We start from the raw sequence: 21481 nt of genomic DNA, 5'->3' as shown, positions 1-21481 counted from the left end.
CCGGGAGCCGGGAGCCGGGAGCCGGGAGCCGGGAGCCGGGAGCCGGGAGCCGGGAGCCGGGAGCCGGGAGCCGGGAGCCGGGAGCCGGGAGCCGGGAGCCGGGACGCCGACGTTCGGGCTGTCGCCCGAGTGGCTGTTGTCCGATGGGAGCTGCTTCGTCGACGGGCTCGTCCTCTCCCACCCCGAGCAGTTGGAGCGGCTGGCCAGGGTCTGCGCGAACGCGGTGCCCTCGGCGGTACTCGCCGGAGACCCCTGCTTCGACCGCATGCTCGCGGCGCGCCCCTACCGGGACAGGTTCCGGCGTGCGCTGGGGGTCCGCGGCGGCCAGCGGCTAGTCCTCCTGAACTCGACCTGGAACCCGGAGGGCCTCTTCGGCACCGGCGGCGGCCAGGACGTCCTGCCCGGCCTCCTGCCCCGGCTGGCCACCGAACTCCCCGCCGATGACTACCGGCTGGCCGCGGTTCTCCACCCGAACATCTGGTACGGGCACGGCCCCGGCCAGATCCGGGCGTGGCTGGACCGGGCCGGGCGCGACGGACTGACGTTGATCGACCCCGTACGCGAGTGGCGGCAGGCACTGCTCGCCGCCGACCTCGTGGTCGGGGACTTCGGCGCGGTGACCTACTACGCCGCCGCCCTCGGCACGCCCGCACTCCTGGCCGCCGACGGGACCGGCGTACTCGACCCCGAAGCACCGTTGGCCCGGTTCGTCCGTCGCGCGCCCCGGCTGGATCCCGGTGCTCCGCTGCTCCCCCAGGTGGAGCGCGGGATCAGCACCCACCGGCCGGACCCCACAGCCGCCGGGTTCGTCACCTCGGAGCCGGGACGGTCCGCCGAACTCCTGCGCCGGCACTTCTACGCGCTGATGGACCTCCCCGAACCGCCCGGCCGCGCATCGATGGAGCCGCTCGCGCTCCCCCCGTACCGCCCGGCGAAGGTGACGTCCCCGCTGCACGTAAGGACCCGTGCGGAGGGGGTGGACATCGTCGTCGAGCGGTCCGCCGGGCATCCCGCCGGGGCTGCCGGCGACGCGCACCTCGCCGTGCACGAGGAGACGCGGCACCCCGGCGACCTCGACGTGGCCGACGTGATCTCGCGTGACGGACCGGCCGACGACCTCCGGCTGGGCGGCCCGGCCGCATGGAGCGACGAGGTGCTGCGCCTGCACCCCCACTGTTCGACCGCCGCGTACGTGAGCGGTCCGCACACCTGTGTCGTACGCAGCCGGGGGCGGCGCGGCACGTTCCGCCTGTCCGCCGATACGGGCACCGGGGCGGACGCGGACCCGGCCGCCTACGCCAGCGCCTTCCATGCCTGGCTGGCGTACGGCGGCGTGATCCCCGCGCACGGAACCGTGCTCCGGATGCACAGTGCCGGACGCGTGCACCCGTTCCGCGTGGAGGCGAGCGGCTGAGCCGCTACCGCGCGGCGCCCGCCTCGCATCGGCGCCGCAGACCCGCGAGGTAGGCGCGGTGCGGGGTGGCGGAGGCCGGCAGCAGCGTCTCGGCTTCGGTGATCCTGGCCAGGGCCGCCGTGTCGTCACCGGCTTCATGGAGGGTCTCCGCCAGGTCCGTGAGGGTGCGCGCCCGGTTGTAGGGCTCGGGCGGCGCGCCGGTGCGTCCCGCGAAGAAGTCGGTCGCGCGCTCCAGATTCCGGCGTGATTCCGCCAGCCTGCCCATACCGCGCAGGGCCCGTCCCTGATGGCGTTCGGCCAGGGCGAGGGCCCTCGGGAGATCGGACGCGCCTTCCTCGCCAGGGCCGATCCTGCGGTAGACGGCCTCGGCCTCGGTGAACCTCTCGTACGCGTCCTCGTACGACCAGGTGTTGAGGCTCAGCAGGCCCAGCAGCTCCACGGCCGACGCCTCGCCCCGCAGGTGGCCTGCGGCACGCTCGTAGGTGACGGCTGCCCGGGCGGCCCGGTTCGCCTGCTCGCCTCGCCTCATCTCCCCGAGGCAGTGAGCCAGTTGGAAGTGGAGCGCAGCGGCCATCCGCTCGTCCGCCCGGTTCTCCTCGGCGCACCGGGCCGCAGTCCGCAGGGCGGGAAGCACCTCGTCCCAGTACCCCGCCTTCAACTGCAACGGCCACAGGGAACGAGCCAGCCACAGGGCGATGCCGGTGTGCCGGTGTTCTTCGGCCACCACGACCGCCCGGGCCACGTTGGCGACCTCGGCGGCCAGGACCGCGATGCCGTCGGGGACGGACGCGGACGCGGCCTGATGCTCCGCCGGCACCTCGGTCCGCCAGCTCTCCGGCAGCGCCGCGCGGGACGCCGGCAGCACCAGCCCGAGCAGCGCTTCGAGCATCCGCCGCACCGCCTGGGCGCATGCGTCGAGGCCGTACTCGGCGGTGGCGGTCTCGGCCAACTGCCGCCTGATCTCGGGCCGGAAGCGGTACCGGCGGTCGGGCAGCGCGTCCAGCAGCCCGACCTCCACCGCTTCGTCGAGCAGGCGGGCAGCCGTCGCCCCGTCCACCTCGGCGGCGGCCGCCGCGAGCGCCACGCCGACGGAGGGCCAGCCACCGAGCGCGGTGAGCCGGCACAGGCGCACCGCGTCCGGGCCGAGCCGGAGCGAGGCGAGGTGCGCGGCGGTCCGTACGGGCTGGTCGGGAACTCCCGGGATCACGGGATCGGGCTCGGTCCCGCCCCCGGCCAGCAGCCGTGCCTCGGCATGCAGGGCGAACGCGTTGCCCCGGCAGCGTTCGAGCACTGCGGGCAGCTGGGCCTTGACCCGGTCGGCGTGTTCCGGCCCCGCTACCTTGCGTACGAGCTGCTTGGCATGACGGTCGCTCAGCGGCGGAACGGCGACGCGCTCGGCCTCCAGCAGCAGCGGCGGCCCCGACACGACCACCACCAGCAGAACGTCGGGCGTCGAGGGCACGAGTGCACGCGTCTGCGCGAGCGAGGTCGTGTGGTCGATCACCACGAGCATCTTCCGCCCGGCGCTGAGCTTCCGGTACAGCCTCTCGCGGTCCGCCTCGGTGGCCGGAATCAGGTCGGGGTCCACGTCCATCTCCGCCAGCAGTCGCAGCAGAACACCCGCAGGCTCCGGACCCGCCTCCCCGGACGCGCTCCGCAGGTCGACGTAGTACTGGCCGTCGGGAAAGCGGTCACGGGTCTCCGCTCCCAGCCGGAGCGCCACCGAGGTGGAGCCGCTGCCCGTGGGACCCGACAGCAGGACCATCCGGGGCCGGCCCGCCCAGGGACGGTCGGCCTCCCTCACGAGCTGCCTGAGCACCTTCTCCTGATTGGTGAAGGCCCACGGCGCCGGGGGCATCGCGCCCCGGGACGGTTCGACGGACGTGTCCGGGACACCCTCCAGCATCAGCGCCCACTCGCCGGCCCGTCGCGGATCTCCGCCCAGCCGCGCGTGCACGCGTTCCGCCAGCGCCCGGCGATCCTCCGGGGCGGCCGGCAGGGGCGTCTCCCGCCCGAGCGTCCGTCGCACCAGGGCGCCGGCCGACAGCGACAGGTTCTTCCCGATCTCACCGGCGGCTCCGTTCCCCACCCCCATGAGGAACGTGGTCAGCGCACCGAGCGCCACAACCTCCAACATGTCGGTCCCTCCCCCTGCTCACCGGCCTCGCCACTGCCGGACTGTATCGCCGTGCCTCCCCGTCATGGAAACACTCGGGCATCAGTAACTCCCCCGCGTGGCGCGATACATGTGGCGCGCGGCCGTATTCGGCCAGCGGGGCGGGGGATGAACCGTCAGGCCGAGCGCCCCGCCCCCGGCGGTCTCGAGTGACGCCGGTGGCTGGTGTCGCACCAGGGGTACGTCCGGCTGCGGCGGCAGGTGCAGACCGCGACGACGAAGCGGTCGGAGGTGACGGTCGAGCCGTCCTCGCGGACGATCTCGACCGGACCCTCGATCAGCACCGGGCCGCCCGGCTCGATGCTCAGGCGGCGGGGTTCACGGGCGTTCGGCACGGATGACCACCAGTTCCTCGGTGTCGTCGCGGGCGCCGAGCAGGCCCCGCGCCCGGAGCCACGGCAGGCGCGCGGTCATGACCGGCCCGAAGGGTACGGAGGACCGGCTCGCCACCGCCGCGCGCAGGCCGCTCGCGGTCAGCCGGGCCACGGTCTCCTCCGCCCCGCACAGCCCGGAGTGGACGAGGAGCAGCACACCGTTCGGGTGGAGGGCGTCGTGGGCGTGGGCGCAGATGCGGTCCAGGGCCCGCCGGCCGCGGAGCCCGGCGTCCCAGGCGACCTCGGGGCCGTGGGCGCGGACGCGGCGGGCGTGCGGGGCGGGGACGTACGGGGGGTTGCTCACGATCAGGTGGAAGCGCCGGCCGAGGACGGGGCCGGTGAGGTCGCCGCGCAGCACCCGGACGCGGTGGCCGGCGCGGGCGGCGTTCAGGCGGGTGGTCAGGACGGCCCGCCGCGAGATGTCGATCGCGGAGACCCGGGCCCCGCCGCGCGCCGCGAGCAGGGCCAAGGCGCCGCTGCCCGTGCAGACGTCGAGGACGTCCATGCCGGCGGCCGGGCCCTCGGCCTGGAGCGCCCGCGCCAGCAGGTGGGTGTCGGCCTGCGGGGCGTAGACCCCGGGGAGGGTCCAGAGCCGGCCCAGGTCGACGGGCGGTGCGGCGGTAGTCGTCATCCGAATCCTCCATGAGGGGGAAGGCGGTCCTCGTTCTCACCGGCGCGTCCTCATCCAGTCCAGCCTGGCCGGGCCCGCTGCCCACCGCGACTCGAAAAGCCGTCCCCCGGGGCTCCCGCCGCGCACATCCGGCACCCCCGGGTGACCATGGCCGGACAGGGCACCCCGGCCCTCCCGCTCACCGCGAAGGAGTCCCGTGACTGACCGGAAGCACCTGCTGAGCGGCCGTACGGCCGTGGTGACGGGCGGGGCGCGCGGCCTCGGGAAGGCCGTGGCGCGGGAGCTGGCCGCCCGGGGCGCCCGGGTGGCCCTGCTCGGCCTGGAGGAGGAGGCGCTCGCCGGGGTGGCCGGCACGCTCCCCGCACCCTCCGGGCACTGGCATGTGGACGTCACCGACGACGCGGCGATGGCCCGCGTCGCCGACGAGGTGCGCCGCCGGCTGGGCCCCGCTTCGGTGGTCGTCGCCAACGCGGGCGTGGCCGAGGGCGGGCCGTTCGCGGACTCCGACCCGGCGAGCTGGCGACGCGTGATCGAGGTCAATCTGATCGGCAGCGCGGTCACCGCCCGGGTGTTCCTGCCGCAGCTCCTGGACACCCGGGGGCACTACCTCCAGATCGCCTCGCTGGCGTCCATCGGGGCCGCGCCGATGATGAGCGCGTACTGCGCCTCCAAGGCGGGCGTGGAGTCCCTGTGCCACTCGCTGCGCGCGGAGCTGGCGCCGAACGGTGTCGGCGTCGGCATCGCGTATCTGAACTGGATCGACACCGACATGGTCCGGGACGCCGACCAGTTCCCCGTGCTGCGCGAGCTGCGCGCCCATATGCCCCCGCCGGCCCGGCGGACCTATCCGGCGCCCGAGGTGGCCCGGCGCCTGGTCGCCGCGATCGAGCGGCGCTCGCCCTCGGTGTACGTCCCCGGCTGGCTGCGGGGCGTCCAGGCCGTGCGGGCCGGGCTGCCGGGGGTGGTCGCCCTCGCGACCCGCAAGGAGCTGACGCGTTCCGAGTTCACGGCCACGGGCCTGCTGGGCGCCGGGGGCCGCGCGGCGGAGAACGCGTAGGGCGTGCCCTGGGCCGTACGTCAGCGGCGCAGCCGCTTGCGCAGCGCCGCGCGCGCCGCGTTGGCGCCCGGCGCCCCGTGCACCCCGCCGCCCGGGTGCGCCGAGGCCGAGGCGAGGTAAAGGCCCCTGACCGGCGTCTCGGGGCGGCCGGTGCCCGGGGTCGGGCGGAACACCAGTTGCTGGTGCGCCGCCGTCGTTCCGCCGTTGATGGCGCCGCCGCGCAGGTTGGCGTCCATGGATTCGATGGTCGGGGGTGCCAGCAGGCGGCGGGCCGTGATGCGGGCGCGGAAGCCGGGGGCCCAGCGCTCCACCTCGCGCTCCATCCGGTCGGCCATGGCTTCCCGCTCGCCCCGGTCCCACCGCCCGGTCAGCCCGTCCTCGCCCGCGTCGCCCTTGATGCGGTGCGGGACGTGGGTGTAGGCCCAGGCGGCCTCGGTGCCGGCCGGTGAGCGGGTGGCGTCGGCGGTGCTCATCTGGCCGAAGAGCAGGAAGGGGCGGTCCGGTACCTGTCCCATGGCGATCTGCGCCGCGAACCGGGTGAGTCCGTCGACGCCGTCCGCCAGGTGCACGGTGCCCGCCGTGGTCGCCGGGCGGGCGGTCCAGGGCACCGGGCCGTTCAGCGCCCAGTCCACCTTGAACGTCGCGAAGTCCCACTGGAAGCGGCGCATATCGTCCAGGAGCCGGCCGGGCAGATGATGTGCGTCGACCAGTCCGCCGTAGAGCGCGGGCGCGGACACATCGGCGAGCACGGCACGGGACGCGGGCACGGCCTCACCCTTCGCGGTGCGTACGCCGACAGCGCGTCCGCCGCGTACGACGACCTCCGTGACCCGCTCACCGCAGCGGAGCACGCCGCCGTGCCGTTCGAGGCGCCGCACCAGGGCCGCCGTGAGCGCGCCCGCGCCCCCGAGCGGCACCGGGAAGCCGTAGGTCTGCCCGAGCATGGACATCAGCCAGCCGAAGCCGCCGCTCCCCGCCGCCTCCGGGCCGAGGTCCGCGTGGAGGGCGCTGCCGGCGAGCAGCAGCCGGGCCGCCTCGCCGCCGAACCGCTCCTCGCCCAGGCGGCGTACGGGCAGCAGCAGGGTCCGCGCCAGGCGGAGTCCGCCGGCGGCCCGGAGCCGGGCGGCGAGGCGGACGCCCGAGCGCACCGGCGGGAAGGGGGTGAAGAGGGCGCCCAGCACCTCGCGGCGCACCCGGTCCCAGGTGGCGCACAGCTCCAGCCACGCCGCCCCGTCGCCCTCGGCGAAGGTGTCGAGCCCCGCCGCGGTGTCCCGTGCGTCGCTCTCCAGCACCGCGCACCGCTCGTCCGGCAGCGGGTGCGCCAGGACCCGGGGCGCACGCGACCAGCGCAGCCCCTCCTCCTGGAGGTCGAGTCCGTCGATGACCGGGGAGGCCGCCGCCAGCGGATAGAACGAGCTGAACAGGTCGGAGACGTAATCGGGGTGCACCCCGCGGTCGCTGCGCACGGCCCCGCCGGGCTCGGGCTGCGCTTCCAGGACCTCGACGCTCCACCCGGCGGCGGCGAGCAGGTTCGCCGCGACGAGCCCGTTGGGGCCCGCGCCGATGACCACGGCGTCCGGCATCGATGCCTCCAGGTGGGGTCGCGGAAAGGGCTTCAGACCGCTTCGCGGGCGCCCTTCGGGGCCGCCTCGACGGTCTGCGCCAGCCGGGCGAGGACGCTGCGGTGGCGGAGCTGGATCACCGCGTCGACGAGGGTGTTGTGGAGCTTGCCCGCCGGCCCGCGCAGGGGGTGTTCGTCCAACGTCACCAGGGCGTTGTCGCCCCAGCGGCGTACTTCGAGCGCGATCCGGGCGGTGCCGATCCGGCCGCTGTCGGCCTCCAGTTCCAGGATGTGCGGGGCCTCGCAGCGCCGGACGGTGGTCCGGCCCTGTACGGACCACCGTCCGATGCCCAGGGTGTACGTGAGGCCGGCGCCGACCTCCGGCCAGTCGCCCCCGCGGGGGCGCGAGTCGGAGGTCCCGACCACCCAGTCGCTGTAGCGCGAGGGGTCGGCGAGGACCCGCCAGACGTCCGCCACCGCGGCCTCGATCAGGCGATGCCGTACGGCCATCGGGTCCTCCCGTTCTTGTAGTCGGTCCGGGCGCTCAGGGGGTGACGATGGCGAAGTCGGGGTCCGGGGCGTCGAGGTACCCGAGCAGGTCGGCCAGCCGTCCCGCGTCCCCGGTGACCTCGATGCCGGGGCGGGCGGCCAGGTCGCCGGGCCGCACCGCGCCCACCAGGACGTCCCGGAGGTCCGCCTCGGTCAGCGCGAAGGTGACGTCGGGCTCGCCGGCGGCCGGTCCGGTGCCCATGACGTGGGTGAGGACCCCGTTGCGCAGCCGCATCGTGAGGGGTTCGGCGCCGGCGACGTCCCACCGGACCGTGATGTCCGCGTCCCAGGCGCGGGGGCCGTTGACCCGGATGGCGACCGAGTCGACCAGCTGGTCGAGGGTGAGGGCGGCCACGACGTCGGGCGAGGCCGTGTCCGTGGGGGTGCCGAGGCTGCCATGGCGCAGTTCCTGGGCGCCCATCAGGTAGACGCTGCGCCAGGTCCCGTTCTCGCTGCCGTAGCCGAGCTGTTCGAGCGCGTCGGCCTGGAGGGCGCGCGCCTCCGCGTTGTCCGGGTCCGCGAACACCACATGGTTGACGACTTCCACCACCCAGCGGTAGTCGCCGTCGGCGAAGGACTGCCGGGCCCTGCGCAGGACTTCACCGGCGCCGCCCATGAACTCGACGTAACGCCGGGCCGCCTGGACCGGGGGGTGCTGCCACAGGTGCGCCGGGTTGCCGTCGTACCAGCCGAGGTAGCGCTGGTAGATCGCCTTGGCGTTGTGGCTGACGGAGCCGTAGTAGCCGTGCGTGTGCCAGGCCCGCTCCAGGGCCGGCGGCATCACGATCTCCTCGGCGATCTCCGGCCCGGTGAGTCCCTGGTTGAGCATCCGCAGGACCTGGTCGTGGAGGTACGCGTACAGGTCGCGCTGCTCCATGAGGAAGGAGATCAGGCGCTCCCGGCCCCAGACCGGCCAGTGGTGCGAGGCGAAGGCGACGTCCGACACGTCACCGAAGAGGCTCACCGACTCCGTGAGGTAGCGGGACCACACGTGCGGGTCGCGGACCTCGGCGCCGCGCAGCGTCAGCAGGTTGTGCAGGTTGTGCGTGGCGTTCTCGGCCATGCACAGGGCCGCGTGGTCCGGGAAGTGGATGTTCAGCTCGGCCGGGGCCTCGGTTCCGGGGGTGAGCTGGAAGACCATGCGGATGCCATCGACGGTCTCGGCCTGGCCGGTGCGGGTGATGTCGAGGGTGGGCGGGATCAACCCGGGCGCACCCGTCGAGACGGTCTGCCCGAGGCCCGCGCCGATCTGCCCCTGGGGCCCCTTCTCCAGAGCGGCACCGTACATGTAGGCGGCGCGCCGGCTCATCGCCGCACCGGCGTAGACGTTCTCGCTGACGGCGTGCTCCAGGAAACCGTGCGGGGCGAGGACCGGGACCCCGGCCGCGACGTCCTCGTCGGCCAGCACGCCGCGTACGCCGCCGAAGTGGTCGACGTGGCTGTGGGTGTAGAGGACGCCGGTCACGGGCCGCTCGCCCCGGTGGGCGCGGTACAGCGCGAGACCGGCGGCGGCGGTGGCGGCGCACACCAGGGGGTCGATGACGAGGACGCCCCGGTCGCCCTCGACGATCGTCATGTTGGAGAGGTCGAAGCCGCGTACCTGGTAGATGCCCTCGGTGACCTCGAAGAGCCCGTGCTCGGAGCAGAGCCGGCTCTGCCGCCACAGGCTCGGGTTGGCGGTGTCCGGGCACTCCTGGTCGAGGAACCCGTAGGCTTCCAGGTCCCATACGGCGCTGCCCGTGGCGTCGCGGATCAGGGGGTCCTGCGCGGTGCCCATGAACCCGCGCCGGGCGTCCTCAAGGTCCTGGGTGTCACCGAAGGGGTAGTCACGTCGTACGGCCTCGTTGGCCTGGGCGACTGTCCGCTCGGCGGGCTTGGCGTCGGTGTCCTGCGGCATGTCGGTCTCCCTCGCGACGGCGGCCGGCCCCGCGCGGGCCCGGGCACCGCCACCCTCGCCCGGCGTACGGGACCCCACAAGCGGGTGTACGCCGTACGGGGAGGCGAACGGGGTAGGATATACCCCTAGGGGTATGACACCGCGACCGAGGCCCCGCACTTGGGAGGAACCGTGGAGCTGGACATGGCGGCCGACGAGCTGAAGTCGGTGCTCAACCGGCTGAAGCGGGCCCAGGGCCAGATCGCCGGGATCGTCAGGATGATCGAGGAGGGCCGGGACTGCGAGGACGTGATCACGCAGCTGGCGGCCGTCTCGCGCGCCCTGGACCGGGCCGGTTTCGCCATCATCGCGACGGGCCTCCAGCAGTGCATGGCCGACGGCGACCAGCCGGTGGTCGACCGGGACCAGATGCGGGCCCGCCTGGAGAAGCTGTTCCTGTCCCTGGCGTGAGGGGTGTCGGCTTGAGGAGCTCCGGCCCGAGGGGCGCCGCCGCCGTCACGTCAGCGCGTCGGCCAGCATGAACGCGGCGACCGCGAGCAGCACCCAGGCGAACAGCCGCTGGAGCCGTCATGGCCCAGTCCATGCCCGCCGCGCCACCGGAGCGGGTGATGAGCGAGGTCAGCGAGTTGACGGTGATGACCAGCAGGCTCGTCCCGACGGCCGCCTGCATCTCGAACGCCAGGACCGTCACCAGGGCGGGGACGGCGAGAAAGCCGCCGCTCGCCCCCAGCAGACGACGAACAGGCTCGCGGTGGTCGCGGCGGCCGGGCCGTGGATGCCCCTATGGGGGCTGTGGGCGCCCCTTGGGTACGGGCGCCGCCCCGCGCTACGCCTTGCGGGCGAGCAGGTGGACTTCCTGGAACTGGCGACGGTCGTCCGGCCGGGGCTCGCGGATCATCCGGGCCGTCTCGGTCAGCCCGTGGGCGCGCAGCAGGCCGGCGAGATGGTCGGGCGACCACCGGTAGGCCGTCGCGACGGCGTGGTCGAAGGACTGCGTGGGGCGCTCGGGTCCGTCGGTCGCGGAGAAGCCGATGAGGAGGTGGCCGCCGGGTGCGAGTACGCGGCCGAACTCGGCGAGAACGTCCGGCAGTTCTGCCGGCGGGGCGTGGATGACGGACCACCGCGAGAGCACACCGTCCAGCGTGCCGTCGGGGAGGTCGAGCGCGCCCATCTCCCCTACGTCGAACCGCAGTCCGGGGCAGGCCCGGCGGGCGAGCCCGACCATCGCGGGCGAGGCGTCGACCCCGAACGCTTCGAGCCCCAGGCCGGCGAGGTAACCGGTGATGTGCCCGGGCCCGCACCCGAGGTCCGCCACCCTCCCGCCCGCGCCGACGGACTCCGCGAAGGCGTCCAGCATGGCCCGGTCCAACGGGCTGTCGCGCAACGAGTCGCTGAACAATCGCGCGTACAGCTCCGCGGCGTCGTCGTAGGCGGCACGGGTGACGGAGAGGGATTCGCGTTCGACCATGGCGGCGAGGGTAGTGCCCGCACCGGGGACCCTCAGGGGGCCGGGTCGGTCGCGAGCCTGGCGTGGGTCTCGACGTCGTAGCGGACGCCGTCGTACGCCAGTTTCTGGCGTTGCAGCCCTTCTGCCGCGAACCCGGAGGCGAGCGCCACCCGGCAGGAGGCGGGGTTGTTGGTACGGTGCCCCAACTCCAGCCGGAAGAGCTCCAGTTCGGCGAAGCACCAGTCGGCGAGGGCGCGGCAGCCGAGGGTGGCCACTCCCCTGCCGCGTGCGGCGGAACCGGTCCAGTAGGAGACCCAGCCGGTGGCGTGCCGGGCGTCCAGGCCGCTCACGGCCACACCGCCGAGCGCGGTGCCGGACGCGTCCGCGACGGCGAAGCCGAAGGCGGCCCCCCGGCCCCACTGGTCCTGCCTCCGCCGCACCCACTGCTCGGCGTCGGACACCGTGACGAGGGGCGCGTCGGCCTGCCGTTCCATGCCCGGCTCGGCGAAGGCGTCCCGTACGGCGGGGGCGTCGGAGGCCTCCCAGCGGCGCAGGACGAGCCCGGCCGGCAGTTGTATGCGGTCATTCATGCCACGGATTATCGGGGCGCCGCCCGCCGGACCGCGCCCCGGCCCGACGTCAGGACTCGCTGTCCAGCAGGGCCATCAGGGGCGCCGCATACCGCGTCCCCGCCACCGCACCGGCCGGGACGGCCGCGTCGATAGCGGCCATGTCGGCCTCGTTCAGGGTGACTTCGGCCGCCGCCAGGGCCTCGGACACGCGGTGCGGGCGGCGGGCGCCCACGACGGCGACCACGCTGCTGGTGTCGCCGCCGCGGGCGATGACCCACGCGGTGGCGAGCTGCGCGACGGTGATGCCGTGCGCGTCGGCGAGCGGGCGCAGCCGGTCGGCCAGGGCGAGGTTGGCGGGCAGGTTGTCGGGGTGGAAGCGGGGCAGCCACCCGGCGCGGCGGTCGCCCCCGGCGGGCTGCCGGTAGGCGCCGGTGAGCAGGCCGTGGGCGAGCACCCCGTAGGCGGTGACGCCGATCCCCAGCTCGCGGCAGGTGTCCAGGATGCCGTTGGTCTCGGGGCCCCGGCTGAAGAGGGAGTACTCGATCTGCACGTCGTGGACGGGGTGCACGGCGTGGGCGCGGCGGATGGTCTCCGCCCCCACCTCGGACAGCCCGACGTGGCGTACGTGACCGGCCTCGATCATCTCCGCGATGGCGCCGACGGTCTCCTCGACCGGGGTGGCCGGGTCGAGGCGGGAGGGGCGGTAGATGTCGATGTGATCGGTGCCGAGGCGGCGCAGCGAGTAGGCGAGCGCGTTCTTGACGTGGGCGGGCCGGCCCTCGATGCCGACGAAGGCCCCGTCCGGATCGCGCAGTCCGCCGAACTTCACGCTGAGCACCGCCTCGTCCCGCCTGCCGCCGCGCAGCGCCCGGCCGATGAGGTCCTCGTTGTGGCCCATGCCGTAGAAGTCGGCGGTGTCGATGAGGGTGACACCGGCATCGAGCGCGGCGTGGACCGTGGCGACGGCGTCGGCCTCGTCGGCGGGTCCGGTGTGGTCGGACATGCCGGCGCAGCCCAGGGCGACCGGGGCGACCTGCGGGCCGCCGTTTCCGAGGGTGCGAGTGCGCATGGAGATCCTTGCGTGGGAGGTGCCGGGGGCGGCGGAAGCCGACCCCTGCTAGCGTTGATATCTCAACACTAGGAACAGGTGCGTTGATATGTCAACACCGGGCGGCCCGGTCTCGGGCCCCGTGGACCTCTGGTCCGCCTTCAAGCGGGCCCACGAGGTGGTCAGGGCGCGCGTGATCGCCGACACCGCCGACGCGGCGGGCCTGTCCGAGCCGGACCTGACGATCCTGGTCAGCCTGAGCAAGGCGGACGGTGCGCTGCGCCAGAGCGAGCTGGCCGCGTCCCTCGGCTGGGACCGCACCCGCATCTCGCACCAGCTCACCCGCATGAGCAAGCGCGACCTCATCGCCCGCGAACGGTCCGGCGGTGCCACCGTCGTCACCCTCACCGAAGCGGGCCACCGCACCGTCGCCGCCGTACACCCCGGCCTGGAGGCCGCCGTACGCCGCCACTTCACCGACAAGCTGACGGCGCGGGAGACCGAAACGCTCGCCGTACTTCTCCGCCGGCTCTGAGAACACGGGGCATGATCACCGGAAGCAGCCGAACGCCTGGGGGGCACCATGCCGTCGACCGAGCACACCGTCGTACGTGAAGGGGTCCGGCTCGTCTGCCGGGACGGGGGCGGGTCCGGCCGGCCGGTCGTCCTGCTCCACGGCCTCGCCGGCCACGCGGGCGAGTGGGACGCCCTCGCGGAGCGGCTGGCGCCCCGGCACCGGGTCGTCGCGGTCGATCAGCGCGGGCACGGCGCGAGCGAGCGCCGCCCGGACGACGTCTCCCGCGCCGCGTACGTGGCGGACGTCGTCGCCGTCGTACGGCACCTGGGCCTTGAGCGCCCCGTCCTGGTGGGGCAGTCGCTGGGCGGCCACACCGCGATGCTGACGGCCGCCGCCCATCCGGGCCTGGCGGGCGCGCTGGTGCTGGTGGAGGCGGGGTGCGGTGGGCCGAACCCGGACCTGGACAAGCACATCGGCCGGTGGCTCGACTCGTGGCCGCTGCCGTTCGCCGACCGCGAGGCGGCTGCCGCGTTCTTCGGCGGGGGCCCGGCCGGGGCGGGCTGGGCGGCGGGGCTCGTGGAGCGCGACGGCGGCTGGTGGCCGCGCTTCGACCGGGACGTGATGACCGGGTCCATCGCGGAGAACGCCCGGCGCTCCTTCCACGAGGAGTGGGACCGGGTCACGTGCCCCACCCTGCTCGTCCTCGGCCGCAAGAGCTTCATCCCGGCCGACGAGGTGGCCGAGATGCTGCGCCGCCGCCCCGGCACGCACGCGGTGAGCGTCCCCGGCACGGGCCACGACCTGCATCTGGAGCGGCCGGACGCGCTGTACGGGGCGATCTCGGCGTTCCTGGACACGCCGTAGGGCCTCCGCCGGTGGGGAACGGACCGGCGGAGGCCCCGGGCGCGCTACCCGCCGAAGGCCACCTTCGCCTCGACTGAGCAGCGGTCCGTGCCCGTGTCGCACAGCTGGTACGTGTGCGAGGGCCGGGGGCGGCCGATGATCAGATCGGTGAAGCGCCCGGTGTTCGGCACGGTCGCGACGACCTTGCCGTCCCGGACCACCCGGACCTCGGCCGTCGTCGCCCCGTTCCAGGTGAGGGACGCGGTGCGCAGCAGCTTGCCCGGGCCCGCCGTGGCGGTGAGCTCGAAGCGGGCGCCGACCCTGACCTTGACGACCCGGGGCGACGCTGTCTTCGTACCGAAGTACGCGTAGGCGCCCTGGGGGTCGATCACCCCGGAGATCAGCGGGCCGTCGTTCTCGTCGAGCGATACGTAACCGGTGGACTCGAAGCGTTCCAGGTCGATCGTGACGACCCTGCCCGGCGTCGACAGCGTGCCAAAGGCCGCGAACCGGCCGCCGGGGTCCATCACAGCCGTGAAGAACGCCCCGCCGCCGGACGGGGCGAGGGCCCCGTCCCGGGTGAAGCTCTTCAGGTCGATCCGGACGATCTTCCCGCCGCCGGCGCCCTCGCCCGTGCCGAAGTACGCGTAGCTGTCGTCGGGTGCGATGACCGCCGACCGCAGCGGGCCCTCACCGGAGGGGAGGGGGAGCGAGCCGACCTCCTTCATGGCCGCGAGGTCGATCTTGACGACGCGGCCCTGGGGGCTGGTCACCGTACCGAAGTAGGCGAACTCACCCTGGGAGTCGATGACTCCGGCGTCGAGGAAGTCGTCCCCGGCTCCCAACGTGACGGCTCCGACACGGGTGAAGGTGGCCAGGTCGACCTTGACCAGGCGGCCGGGGTTGGTGCCCGTCCCGAAGTAGGCGTACCCGCCCGCCGGATCCATGAGGGCCGAACGGATGTTGCCATCGTCCGCGCCGAGGACCAGGATCTTGTCCCAGGTGAAGGTCTCCAGGTCGACACGGACGACACGGCTCGGGTAGGCGGCGACGGCGAAGTAGGCGTACTTCCCCGCCGGATCGATGACCGCGTCCTGCATGACCTTCTGGCCGAGGCCCACCGTGAGGGTGCCGACCGTCTTGAAGGTCTTCAGGTCGACCTTGGTGATGAATCCGGGCAGCGGGTCGGCGGGGTTGTCGGTGCCGAAGTAGGCGTAGCGACCCTGGGGGTCGATGACCGCGGCGTGCAGGTCCCGCTGCATGGCCGACGTGCCCACCGCGCCGCTGCGGGCGGGGATCGCCGTGCCGCTGCCGTGCACGCGCACGGTGTGCACGAGCCCCTTCGCGTCGTCCAGGAGCGTGATCTTCCCGTCCTGGGCGGTCTTCTCGGTGGGCCGGAAGGTGAGGTCGAGCGTGCAGTGCTCCTTGCGCTTCAGCCGGAAGGGCGCCTTGCCGCAGGTGCCCGGGTCGGCCACGAACGCGCCGTCGTGGTCGGTGACGTGGATGACGGTGACCGGCTTGCTGCCGAGGCTGGTGAGGGTGACGGCGACGGGGCCGCCGGTGGTGCCGATGGGTACGGCGCCGAAGTCGGCGTCGTCCGGGGTGACGGAGAGGACCTTGCCGGGCAGGGCCGGGAGGCGGATGTCGGCGGTGGCCGGGGCGGCCTCGGCGAGCGTCACCTTCGTCTTCGTGGCGGTGTAGGCCGGGGAGGACGTCGTCACGGTGTAGGCGCCGACGGTGGCGAGCGTCGTGTAGCGGCCCTCGGCGTCGGTGGTCTCCGGGAGGCCCACCGGGCCGTCTGCGGTGGCGAGTTGCACGATGACGCCCTCGACGGGCTCACCCGTGGTCGCGTCGGTGACCGTGCCGCTCAGGGTGCCGGTCGTGCCGCGCGGGGCCTTTTCGGCGGCCGCGTGGATGTCCAGCCGGCCCTGCCCGTACACGTTGTTGTCCTCGGCGGTGCCGCCGCAGGAGACGTCCGGGACATCGACGGCGGTCTCGTCCAGGAGCCGCCGGGTCGCGTCGATGTCCCGCGCGACCGCCGGGGCCGCCGACCACAACAGGGCGATGGCGCCCGCCACATGGGGTGCGGCCATCGACGTACCGCTGCCCACGGCGTACTTGCCACCGGGGTAGGTGGAGCGGATGGCGACGCCCGGCGCCGAGACGTCCGGCTTGATCAGGTCGTCGCCGAACTCCGAGGGGCCACGACTGGAGAAGGAGGCGATGTTGCCTTCTGCGTCGAAGGCGCCGACACCGTAACTCTCCTTGAGATTACCCGGGTTGCCGTCTGTGCCGCAGTCCGGGCCTTCGTTTCCGTTGGAGAAGACCGGGAAGATCCCGGCCGCCACCCACGCCTGCACGGTCTGCTCGAACCACGGGTCGGAGCCTGCCGCAGCGCTGCCCCACGAGTTGTTCACGACGTGCGGGCGCAGTTCGGGTCGGGGGTTCTTTCCGTGGGAGTCGGTGGGCGCCAGCATGAACTGGCCGGCGGCGAGCAGGCTCCGCTGGGCGCAGGTGCTGGAAGAACAGCCCTTCGCGGCCATCCACTCGGCGCCGGGCGCGACGCCTACGTGGTTGCCGGTGCCACCGTCGCCGACCATCGTGCCCACGGTGTGGGTGCCGTGCCCGACGTTGTCGCAGGGCGTGGAGACGACGATGCCGCAACTGACCGTGGGGTCGTACCAGTTGTAGTCGTGGGTGAAGGTGCCGTCGCCGTTGTTCCCCCGGTACTGCTTCACCAGGGCCGGGTGGTCGTACTGGACGCCGGAGTCGATGCTGCCGACGACGATGCCCTCACCGGTGGCCTGGTAGTCCTTCCACACCTGGGGCGCGCCGATCCGGTCGACGCCCCACTCGACGTCGTCCACGGTCGGCTCGTCCTGCGCCGCCTTCATCTCCGGCAGCGCGTACGTCCGGTCGCCGGTGACCCGGTCCACCTCCGGCAGGGCGGTGATCCGCTTGAGCAGCTTCGCGTCGCCCTTCACCTCGACGGTGTTGGCGATCCAGAAGGGCGTGTACGAGGCGCCCGCGTCCCGCAACACATCGATCAGGGCGGACTGGCTGGTGGCGGCCGTCTCCCGGAGGCGGCTGCTCACCTCGCGCCCCTGCCGGGCCCGGTCCGTGATCTTCGCGGCGCCCTTGAGGTCGGCCTCATCACGGAGGTAGACCCAGAAGGTGGAACTCCCGCCGTCCGCCAGGTCGTCGGTCAGGGCGCGCTCGACGGACGGCCGGGCGGTGTCGCTCGCGGGGGCGGCCTGGGCGGTCGCGGCGGCGGGGAGCCCCGTCGCCGCGAGGCCCACGGCGAGCAGGAGTCCCCAGGCGCGTCGCGGTCTGCCGTGTCTCGGTGTCATGGAGAGTGAACCCTTCCTGGTAGGGGTGGGGTCTACGGGTCAGCGGCGCAGCGCGTACGCCCGGACCACGGTCTGCTGGGTGCGGCTGCCGGCGTCGTCCCAGGCGGTGACCCGGAGCGTGACGTGCTCCGCGCCGGTGCGCGGGTGGTGCAGGACGGCGGTGGCCGATCCGTCGCCGCGCACATGCGGCCGTACGGAGTCGGCCCAGGTCGCGCCGTCGTCGTACGAGACCTCGACGCGCATCCCGGTGACGCGCGGCCCCCGGTAGCCGTCCGGGCGCAGGGTGCCGATGCGCACTGGGAGGGCCCGGCCTGCGCGGGCGGTGTTGTCGCCGTCGACCCCCAGGTCGTAGCCGAGCAGGATCACCGGCAGGACGGCGCACGGGTGGTCCGGGCCGTAGACCTCGGTGCAGCCGGGGGCGGTGGCGCCGGGCTTCGGGGCCGCCGAGCGGAAGGTGTACGTGGTGTCGGTACGGGTGCCCAGGGACTCCAGGGCGTTCGTGCGGCGGACGACGCTCTGGTCGATGCGGTACTCGGCGTCCTCGGGCACGAACAGCTGGGCGGCGGGGACCTGTTGGCCGTTGCGCCGGTAGGTGAAGGTGCTCGTGGAGGCGCCCATGCCGTAGTGGGCGGGGTCGCCGTCGCCGTAGGGCGCCAGCAGGAAGCTGGCTCCGAGGTCGGACCGGCACAGGGCGCAGCTGATGCGGCGCGGCAGGGTGGGGTGCATGGGCGCGGCGCCCCATGCGCGTTTCACGGTCTCGCGCGGGCGGTAGGCCGCCGGGTACTCCTCCAGGTAGGTGTCGGACAGGTCGGAGGCCCGGACCGTCTGTGCGTACTGGGTGCCGTCCGCGTACACGTAGTCGGTGCGGGTGCCGGGGGCGAGGTGCCGGGCGCCGATCCGGAACGCGGCCTTCTCCCAGGAGTGCCAGACCGTCAGGACGTCGTCGGCGATCCGGGGGGTGCCGTCCGCGTGGAAGGTGCTGACGAGCCGGGCGAACCGGTCCGTGCGGACGGTGAGGGCGGTACGCGCGGGGATGGCGCCGGTCGCGTGGAACGGGGCGGTGTACGTGAAGCGGCTGTCGGCGCGGCCGTCGAGGGTGACCGTGACCGGCCCCTTCGCGAGGGCGGCGAGGAGTTCCGCGCCCTGTTCGCGGCTGACGGCAACGGCCGGAACGGTGCTGTTGCCGTCGTCCTGGACGAGGGTGGTGCCCTCGGTGGGGCGGATCGCGAGGACGGCGGCGGCGTGGTGCTGGGCGGCGGTGGCGAGGGTGGGCACGAGCCAGCCGTTGGTGCGGACGACGGCGAGCTTGCCGGTCAGGTCCCGACCCGCGTAGTCGGCCTCGGTGCCGGTGCCCACGTCGACGGCCGTCAGCTTGCGGTCGCCGGTGAACCGCTTCCCGAGGTCCGGGGTGAGGAGGTCGATGCGTTGGGTCGTCCGACCCGCCTTCCAGGTGCCCCGGACCAGCGGGTCGCGCAGGCGGTGTTCGGCGGTGAGGTCGAAGGTGCCGTGCTCGGCGGTGGTGTGCGAGGCGATGGCCCCGTACCGGGTGGTGCGGTCGCTGACGCCGCTCGCAACGCCGATCGCGGCTGTGGCACCGTCGTCCAGGGTGCGGCGGGCGGTGACGCCGAGCGCGGCGCGCTCCAGCGGATCGCGCTCGCCGTCCACCCCGGCTGTCAGCTCGTGGGCCTGCCGGGCGTCGATGCGTACGGCGGCGTCGCCGTCGACGGTGAACTCCGGTTCGGCGAAGGTGTCCACGGCCAGCGGGATGCGGTTGGTGTCGTAGGTGGTGACGAGGGCCTGAAGGGCGTAGTCGCCCTCCGGCAGCTGGGTCTCCCAGTTGCCGTCCGCCATGAATGTGAGGCTTTGCAGCTCGGCGTCACCGCTGGTCATGTCGAGTATCTGAAGGTTCGTCTGCCCGCCCGCCTTGCCGTCGCGGCCGGTGAAGGTGAAGTGCACGGTGTGCTTCGGGGGTGGTTCGGTCCAGCCGACTGCGGTGGTCAGGTGGGTGCCGTCGCCCGTGGCGGTCAGGTAGCCGTCGTAGCGGCCGGTGCCGGTACGGGTCGGGTCGACGGTGAGGGTGATGGCCGCGCTGTCGTGGGCGGGGACGGTGACGGTGTCGGCGGAGAGGGTGGCGCCGCCCTCGGGGACGGTCGCCCCGCGCCCCAGGTCGAGGCCAAGGCTCAGGGTGACCGCGTGGTCGCCGTCGTTGGTGTAGACGACGTCCCGGGTCACCGTCCGCTGCTCGTCGCGCAGGTCCCCGAAGTCGGCGGTCCCGGTCGCGGTGACCGACTGGGCGGAGGCGCGGTCCACGGCGACGCGGCCGGCGCCCTGTTCGTAGACCTCGTCGTCGGGGCCCGTCTTCGCGGCGGAGACCAGCGCGTCCTTGAGCCGGGCCGCCCCCCACCCCGGGTGCTGCTGCTTGAGGAGGGCCGCCGCACCGGCCACGTGCGGGGTGGCCATGGAGGTGCCGTCCAGGGCGGTGTAGTACTCGCCGACGTCCTTGCCGATGTGCGTGCCCGCCGCCCGGGCCGCGACGATCCCGACGCCCGGCGCGGTGATCTCCGGCTTCAGCGCGCCGGAGGCGGTCGGCCCGCGCCCCGAGAAGGCGGCGAGGTGGTCCTGGCTGTCGACGGCGCCGACGGTGAGCGCGGTCCGCGCGGTGCCGGGACTGGCGAGGGTGGACCGGCCGGGACCGGTGTTGCCGGCCGCGATCACGAACAGCGCCCCGGAGGACTCGCTGAGCGCGTCGACGGCCTCGCTCAGCAGGTCGCTGCCCTCCTCGGTGGGCGCCCCGAGGCTCATGGACACGATGTCGGCGCCCTGGGCTACGGCCCACTCCATGCCGGCGATGACCGTGGACTCGTCACCGTTGCCCGTGTTGTCGAGCACCTTCCCGATCAGGAGCCCGGCGCCCGGCGCGACGCCCATGTACTTCCCGCCGGACGCGGCCCCGCTGCCCGCGACCGTGCTCGCCACATGGGTGCCGTGCCCGCGCCCGTCCTGGACCTCCTGGCCGGGTATGAAGCTCTCCGAGGCCAGGACCCGGCCGTCGAAGTCGGGGTGCCCGAAGTCGATCCCGGTGTCCAGCACCGCGACCTCGACCCCGCTGCCGTCGTAGCCGCTCTTCCACACCTCGGGTGCGCCGATCTGCGGCACGCTGACGTCCAGGGCCGCCCGCACCCTGCGGTCCGGGCGGACCACGGCCTGCGGCCCGTCCAGCACGGCGCGGTAGAACGCGTGCAGCGAATCCTTCTCGACGTCCACGGCCGCCGCGCCGAGCGAGGTGAGCGGCGTCCGGTGCGTGACGCCCGGGACGTCCCCGGCGCGCGCCGCGAGGGTGGACCGGGCCGGGGTGCCCGCGTAATCCACGATGAACGGGACGGTGTCCTGCGCGCCCCCCTGCGCGTCGGCGGCGAGCCGGGTCACGTTGAACAGCTCCCGGTCGAGCCGCCCGGAGGCCAGCCCCTCCCCCGCGCTGTCCGGGATGACGTAGGTGTCCCCCGAAGGCCCTTGCTCGGTACGGAAGGTGGTGGCCGCCCCCGTGGCCTTGGCATCGACCGAGACGCGCCCCTCACTGTCGGTGGTGACGGCGACCGTGTCCCCGGTGACCAGGGTGACGGTGTCGCGGTGGGCGTTTCCGTGCGGGGCGGGGGCCGTACGGACGGCGACGGGCGCCGCCCCGGCCGCCTGCCCGGGGAGCACGGGCCCGAGGAGGGCGAGGACGAACGCCGAGGCGAGGAGCGCGGTGGCGCGCGCCGCCCCTCCGCCGCGTCCGACGTGACCGGTGCGCATCGTGGCCTCCAGGCGAGGTGCGGCCACGGCATCGGCTGCCGGGCGACGGACGAGCGGGAGCACGGGGACGGGCCGGGCGACCGCTGAGGCAGCCGCGCGGCCCGTTGCCGGACATCCTCGGGTCGGCGTCGCGGTGAGGCCTAGGAGGTACGGGTGGCGAGCATGCGACATGTCGCCTGTTCGCCGGGGGCGGCACGGCCGCAGGGGCGTTTTCCGGCCATGGTTACGATCTCCGGTGCCTCGGTTCCCCGAC

16 protein-coding genes and 1 pseudogene are annotated in these 21481 nt (G+C 74.1%); 5 read left to right on the top strand and 12 right to left on the bottom strand.

What is annotated here, in order from left to right; genetic code table 11:
* A partial coding sequence (locus tag ACIQZN_RS24275; RefSeq protein ID WP_403997544.1) for a hypothetical protein occupies positions 1–1414 on the top strand: 1414 nt, incomplete at its 5' end.
* Positions 1415–1418: 4 nt separating this feature from the next.
* On the opposite strand, the gene ACIQZN_RS24270 is transcribed toward ACIQZN_RS24275, so the two are convergent.
* The 3 genes from ACIQZN_RS24270 to ACIQZN_RS24260 form a co-directional block, all read right to left on the bottom strand.
* The gene (locus ACIQZN_RS24270) at positions 1419–3551 is read right to left on the bottom strand and encodes an ATP-binding protein (protein ID WP_403997542.1); all 2133 of its coding nucleotides are present in this window, start codon (positions 3549–3551) and stop codon (positions 1419–1421) included.
* Positions 3552–3706: 155 nt separating this feature from the next.
* The gene (locus ACIQZN_RS24265) at positions 3707–3925 is read right to left on the bottom strand and encodes a CDGSH iron-sulfur domain-containing protein (protein ID WP_403997539.1); all 219 of its coding nucleotides are present in this window, start codon (positions 3923–3925) and stop codon (positions 3707–3709) included.
* The gene (locus ACIQZN_RS24260; RefSeq protein ID WP_403997536.1) at positions 3909–4595 is read right to left on the bottom strand and encodes a HemK2/MTQ2 family protein methyltransferase; all 687 of its coding nucleotides are present in this window, start codon (positions 4593–4595) and stop codon (positions 3909–3911) included. Before ACIQZN_RS24260 ends, ACIQZN_RS24265 begins: the two co-directional genes overlap by 17 nt.
* Positions 4596–4791: 196 nt before the next feature.
* Between ACIQZN_RS24260 and ACIQZN_RS24255 the strand changes: the two genes are divergently transcribed.
* Positions 4792–5652: an SDR family oxidoreductase gene (locus ACIQZN_RS24255; protein ID WP_403997533.1), complete on the top strand. Its 861-nt coding sequence runs from the start codon at positions 4792–4794 to the stop codon at positions 5650–5652.
* 20 nt (positions 5653–5672) lie between these two features.
* Here the strand turns inward: ACIQZN_RS24255 and ACIQZN_RS24250 are convergent, their stop codons facing one another.
* The 3 genes from ACIQZN_RS24250 to ACIQZN_RS24240 are packed head-to-tail and all read right to left on the bottom strand — an operon-like array spanning position 5673 to position 9659.
* A complete protein-coding gene (locus tag ACIQZN_RS24250) occupies positions 5673–7235 on the bottom strand; it encodes a phytoene desaturase family protein (protein WP_403997530.1) in 1563 nt (520 codons plus the stop codon).
* 32 nt (positions 7236–7267) lie between these two features.
* Positions 7268–7723 carry an SRPBCC family protein gene (locus ACIQZN_RS24245; protein ID WP_403997527.1) on the bottom strand — a complete coding sequence of 152 codons (456 nt, stop codon included), beginning with the start codon at positions 7721–7723 and terminating at the stop codon, positions 7268–7270.
* A 34-nt stretch (positions 7724–7757) separates the two neighbouring features.
* On the bottom strand, positions 7758–9659 hold the full coding sequence (locus ACIQZN_RS24240; RefSeq protein WP_403997525.1) for an alkyl/aryl-sulfatase: 1902 nt from the start codon (positions 9657–9659) through the stop codon (positions 7758–7760).
* Positions 9660–9830: 171 nt separating this feature from the next.
* Here ACIQZN_RS24240 and ACIQZN_RS24235 point away from each other — a divergent pair, with 171 nt between their 5' ends.
* On the top strand, positions 9831–10109 hold the full coding sequence (locus tag ACIQZN_RS24235; RefSeq protein WP_403997522.1) for a metal-sensitive transcriptional regulator: 279 nt from the start codon (positions 9831–9833) through the stop codon (positions 10107–10109).
* Between the two features lie 45 nt (positions 10110–10154).
* Here the strand turns inward: ACIQZN_RS24235 and ACIQZN_RS24230 are convergent.
* The 4 genes and pseudogenes from ACIQZN_RS24230 to ACIQZN_RS24215 form a co-directional block, all read right to left on the bottom strand.
* Positions 10155–10392 (bottom strand): annotated as a pseudogene (locus tag ACIQZN_RS24230) (sulfite exporter TauE/SafE family protein); the annotation flags it as partial.
* Between the two features lie 93 nt (positions 10393–10485).
* Entirely contained in the window at positions 10486–11127 is a 642-nt protein-coding gene (locus tag ACIQZN_RS24225; RefSeq protein ID WP_403997519.1) for a class I SAM-dependent DNA methyltransferase, read from the bottom strand.
* Between the two features lie 32 nt (positions 11128–11159).
* Positions 11160–11696, bottom strand: a complete 537-nt coding sequence (locus ACIQZN_RS24220) for a GNAT family N-acetyltransferase (RefSeq protein ID WP_403997516.1) — start codon at positions 11694–11696, stop codon at positions 11160–11162.
* A 49-nt stretch (positions 11697–11745) separates the two neighbouring features.
* The gene (locus tag ACIQZN_RS24215) at positions 11746–12747 is read right to left on the bottom strand and encodes an aldo/keto reductase (RefSeq protein WP_403997512.1); all 1002 of its coding nucleotides are present in this window, start codon (positions 12745–12747) and stop codon (positions 11746–11748) included.
* An 88-nt stretch (positions 12748–12835) separates the two neighbouring features.
* On the opposite strand from ACIQZN_RS24215, the gene ACIQZN_RS24210 reads away from it, so the two are divergent.
* The gene (locus ACIQZN_RS24210; protein WP_403997509.1) at positions 12836–13261 is read left to right on the top strand and encodes a MarR family winged helix-turn-helix transcriptional regulator; all 426 of its coding nucleotides are present in this window, start codon (positions 12836–12838) and stop codon (positions 13259–13261) included.
* A 48-nt stretch (positions 13262–13309) separates the two neighbouring features.
* The gene (locus tag ACIQZN_RS24205) at positions 13310–14107 is read left to right on the top strand and encodes an alpha/beta fold hydrolase (RefSeq protein ID WP_403997506.1); all 798 of its coding nucleotides are present in this window, start codon (positions 13310–13312) and stop codon (positions 14105–14107) included.
* A 44-nt stretch (positions 14108–14151) separates the two neighbouring features.
* On the opposite strand, the gene ACIQZN_RS24200 is transcribed toward ACIQZN_RS24205, so the two are convergent.
* Positions 14152–17436, bottom strand: coding sequence for a S8 family serine peptidase (locus ACIQZN_RS24200; RefSeq protein ID WP_403997503.1), 3285 nt, complete (start codon positions 17434–17436; stop codon positions 14152–14154).
* A 39-nt stretch (positions 17437–17475) separates the two neighbouring features.
* The gene (locus tag ACIQZN_RS24195) at positions 17476–21228 is read right to left on the bottom strand and encodes a S8 family serine peptidase (protein ID WP_403997500.1); all 3753 of its coding nucleotides are present in this window, start codon (positions 21226–21228) and stop codon (positions 17476–17478) included.
* Positions 21229–21481 lie beyond the last annotated feature (253 nt).

The organism is Streptomyces sp. NPDC097595 (assembly GCF_044761525.1).
Classification (GTDB): Bacteria; Actinomycetota; Actinomycetes; order Streptomycetales; family Streptomycetaceae; genus Streptomyces; species Streptomyces drozdowiczii_A.
The sequence above is the reverse complement of the archived record's forward strand: the minus strand, read 5'-3'. Positions and strand labels throughout refer to the sequence as shown.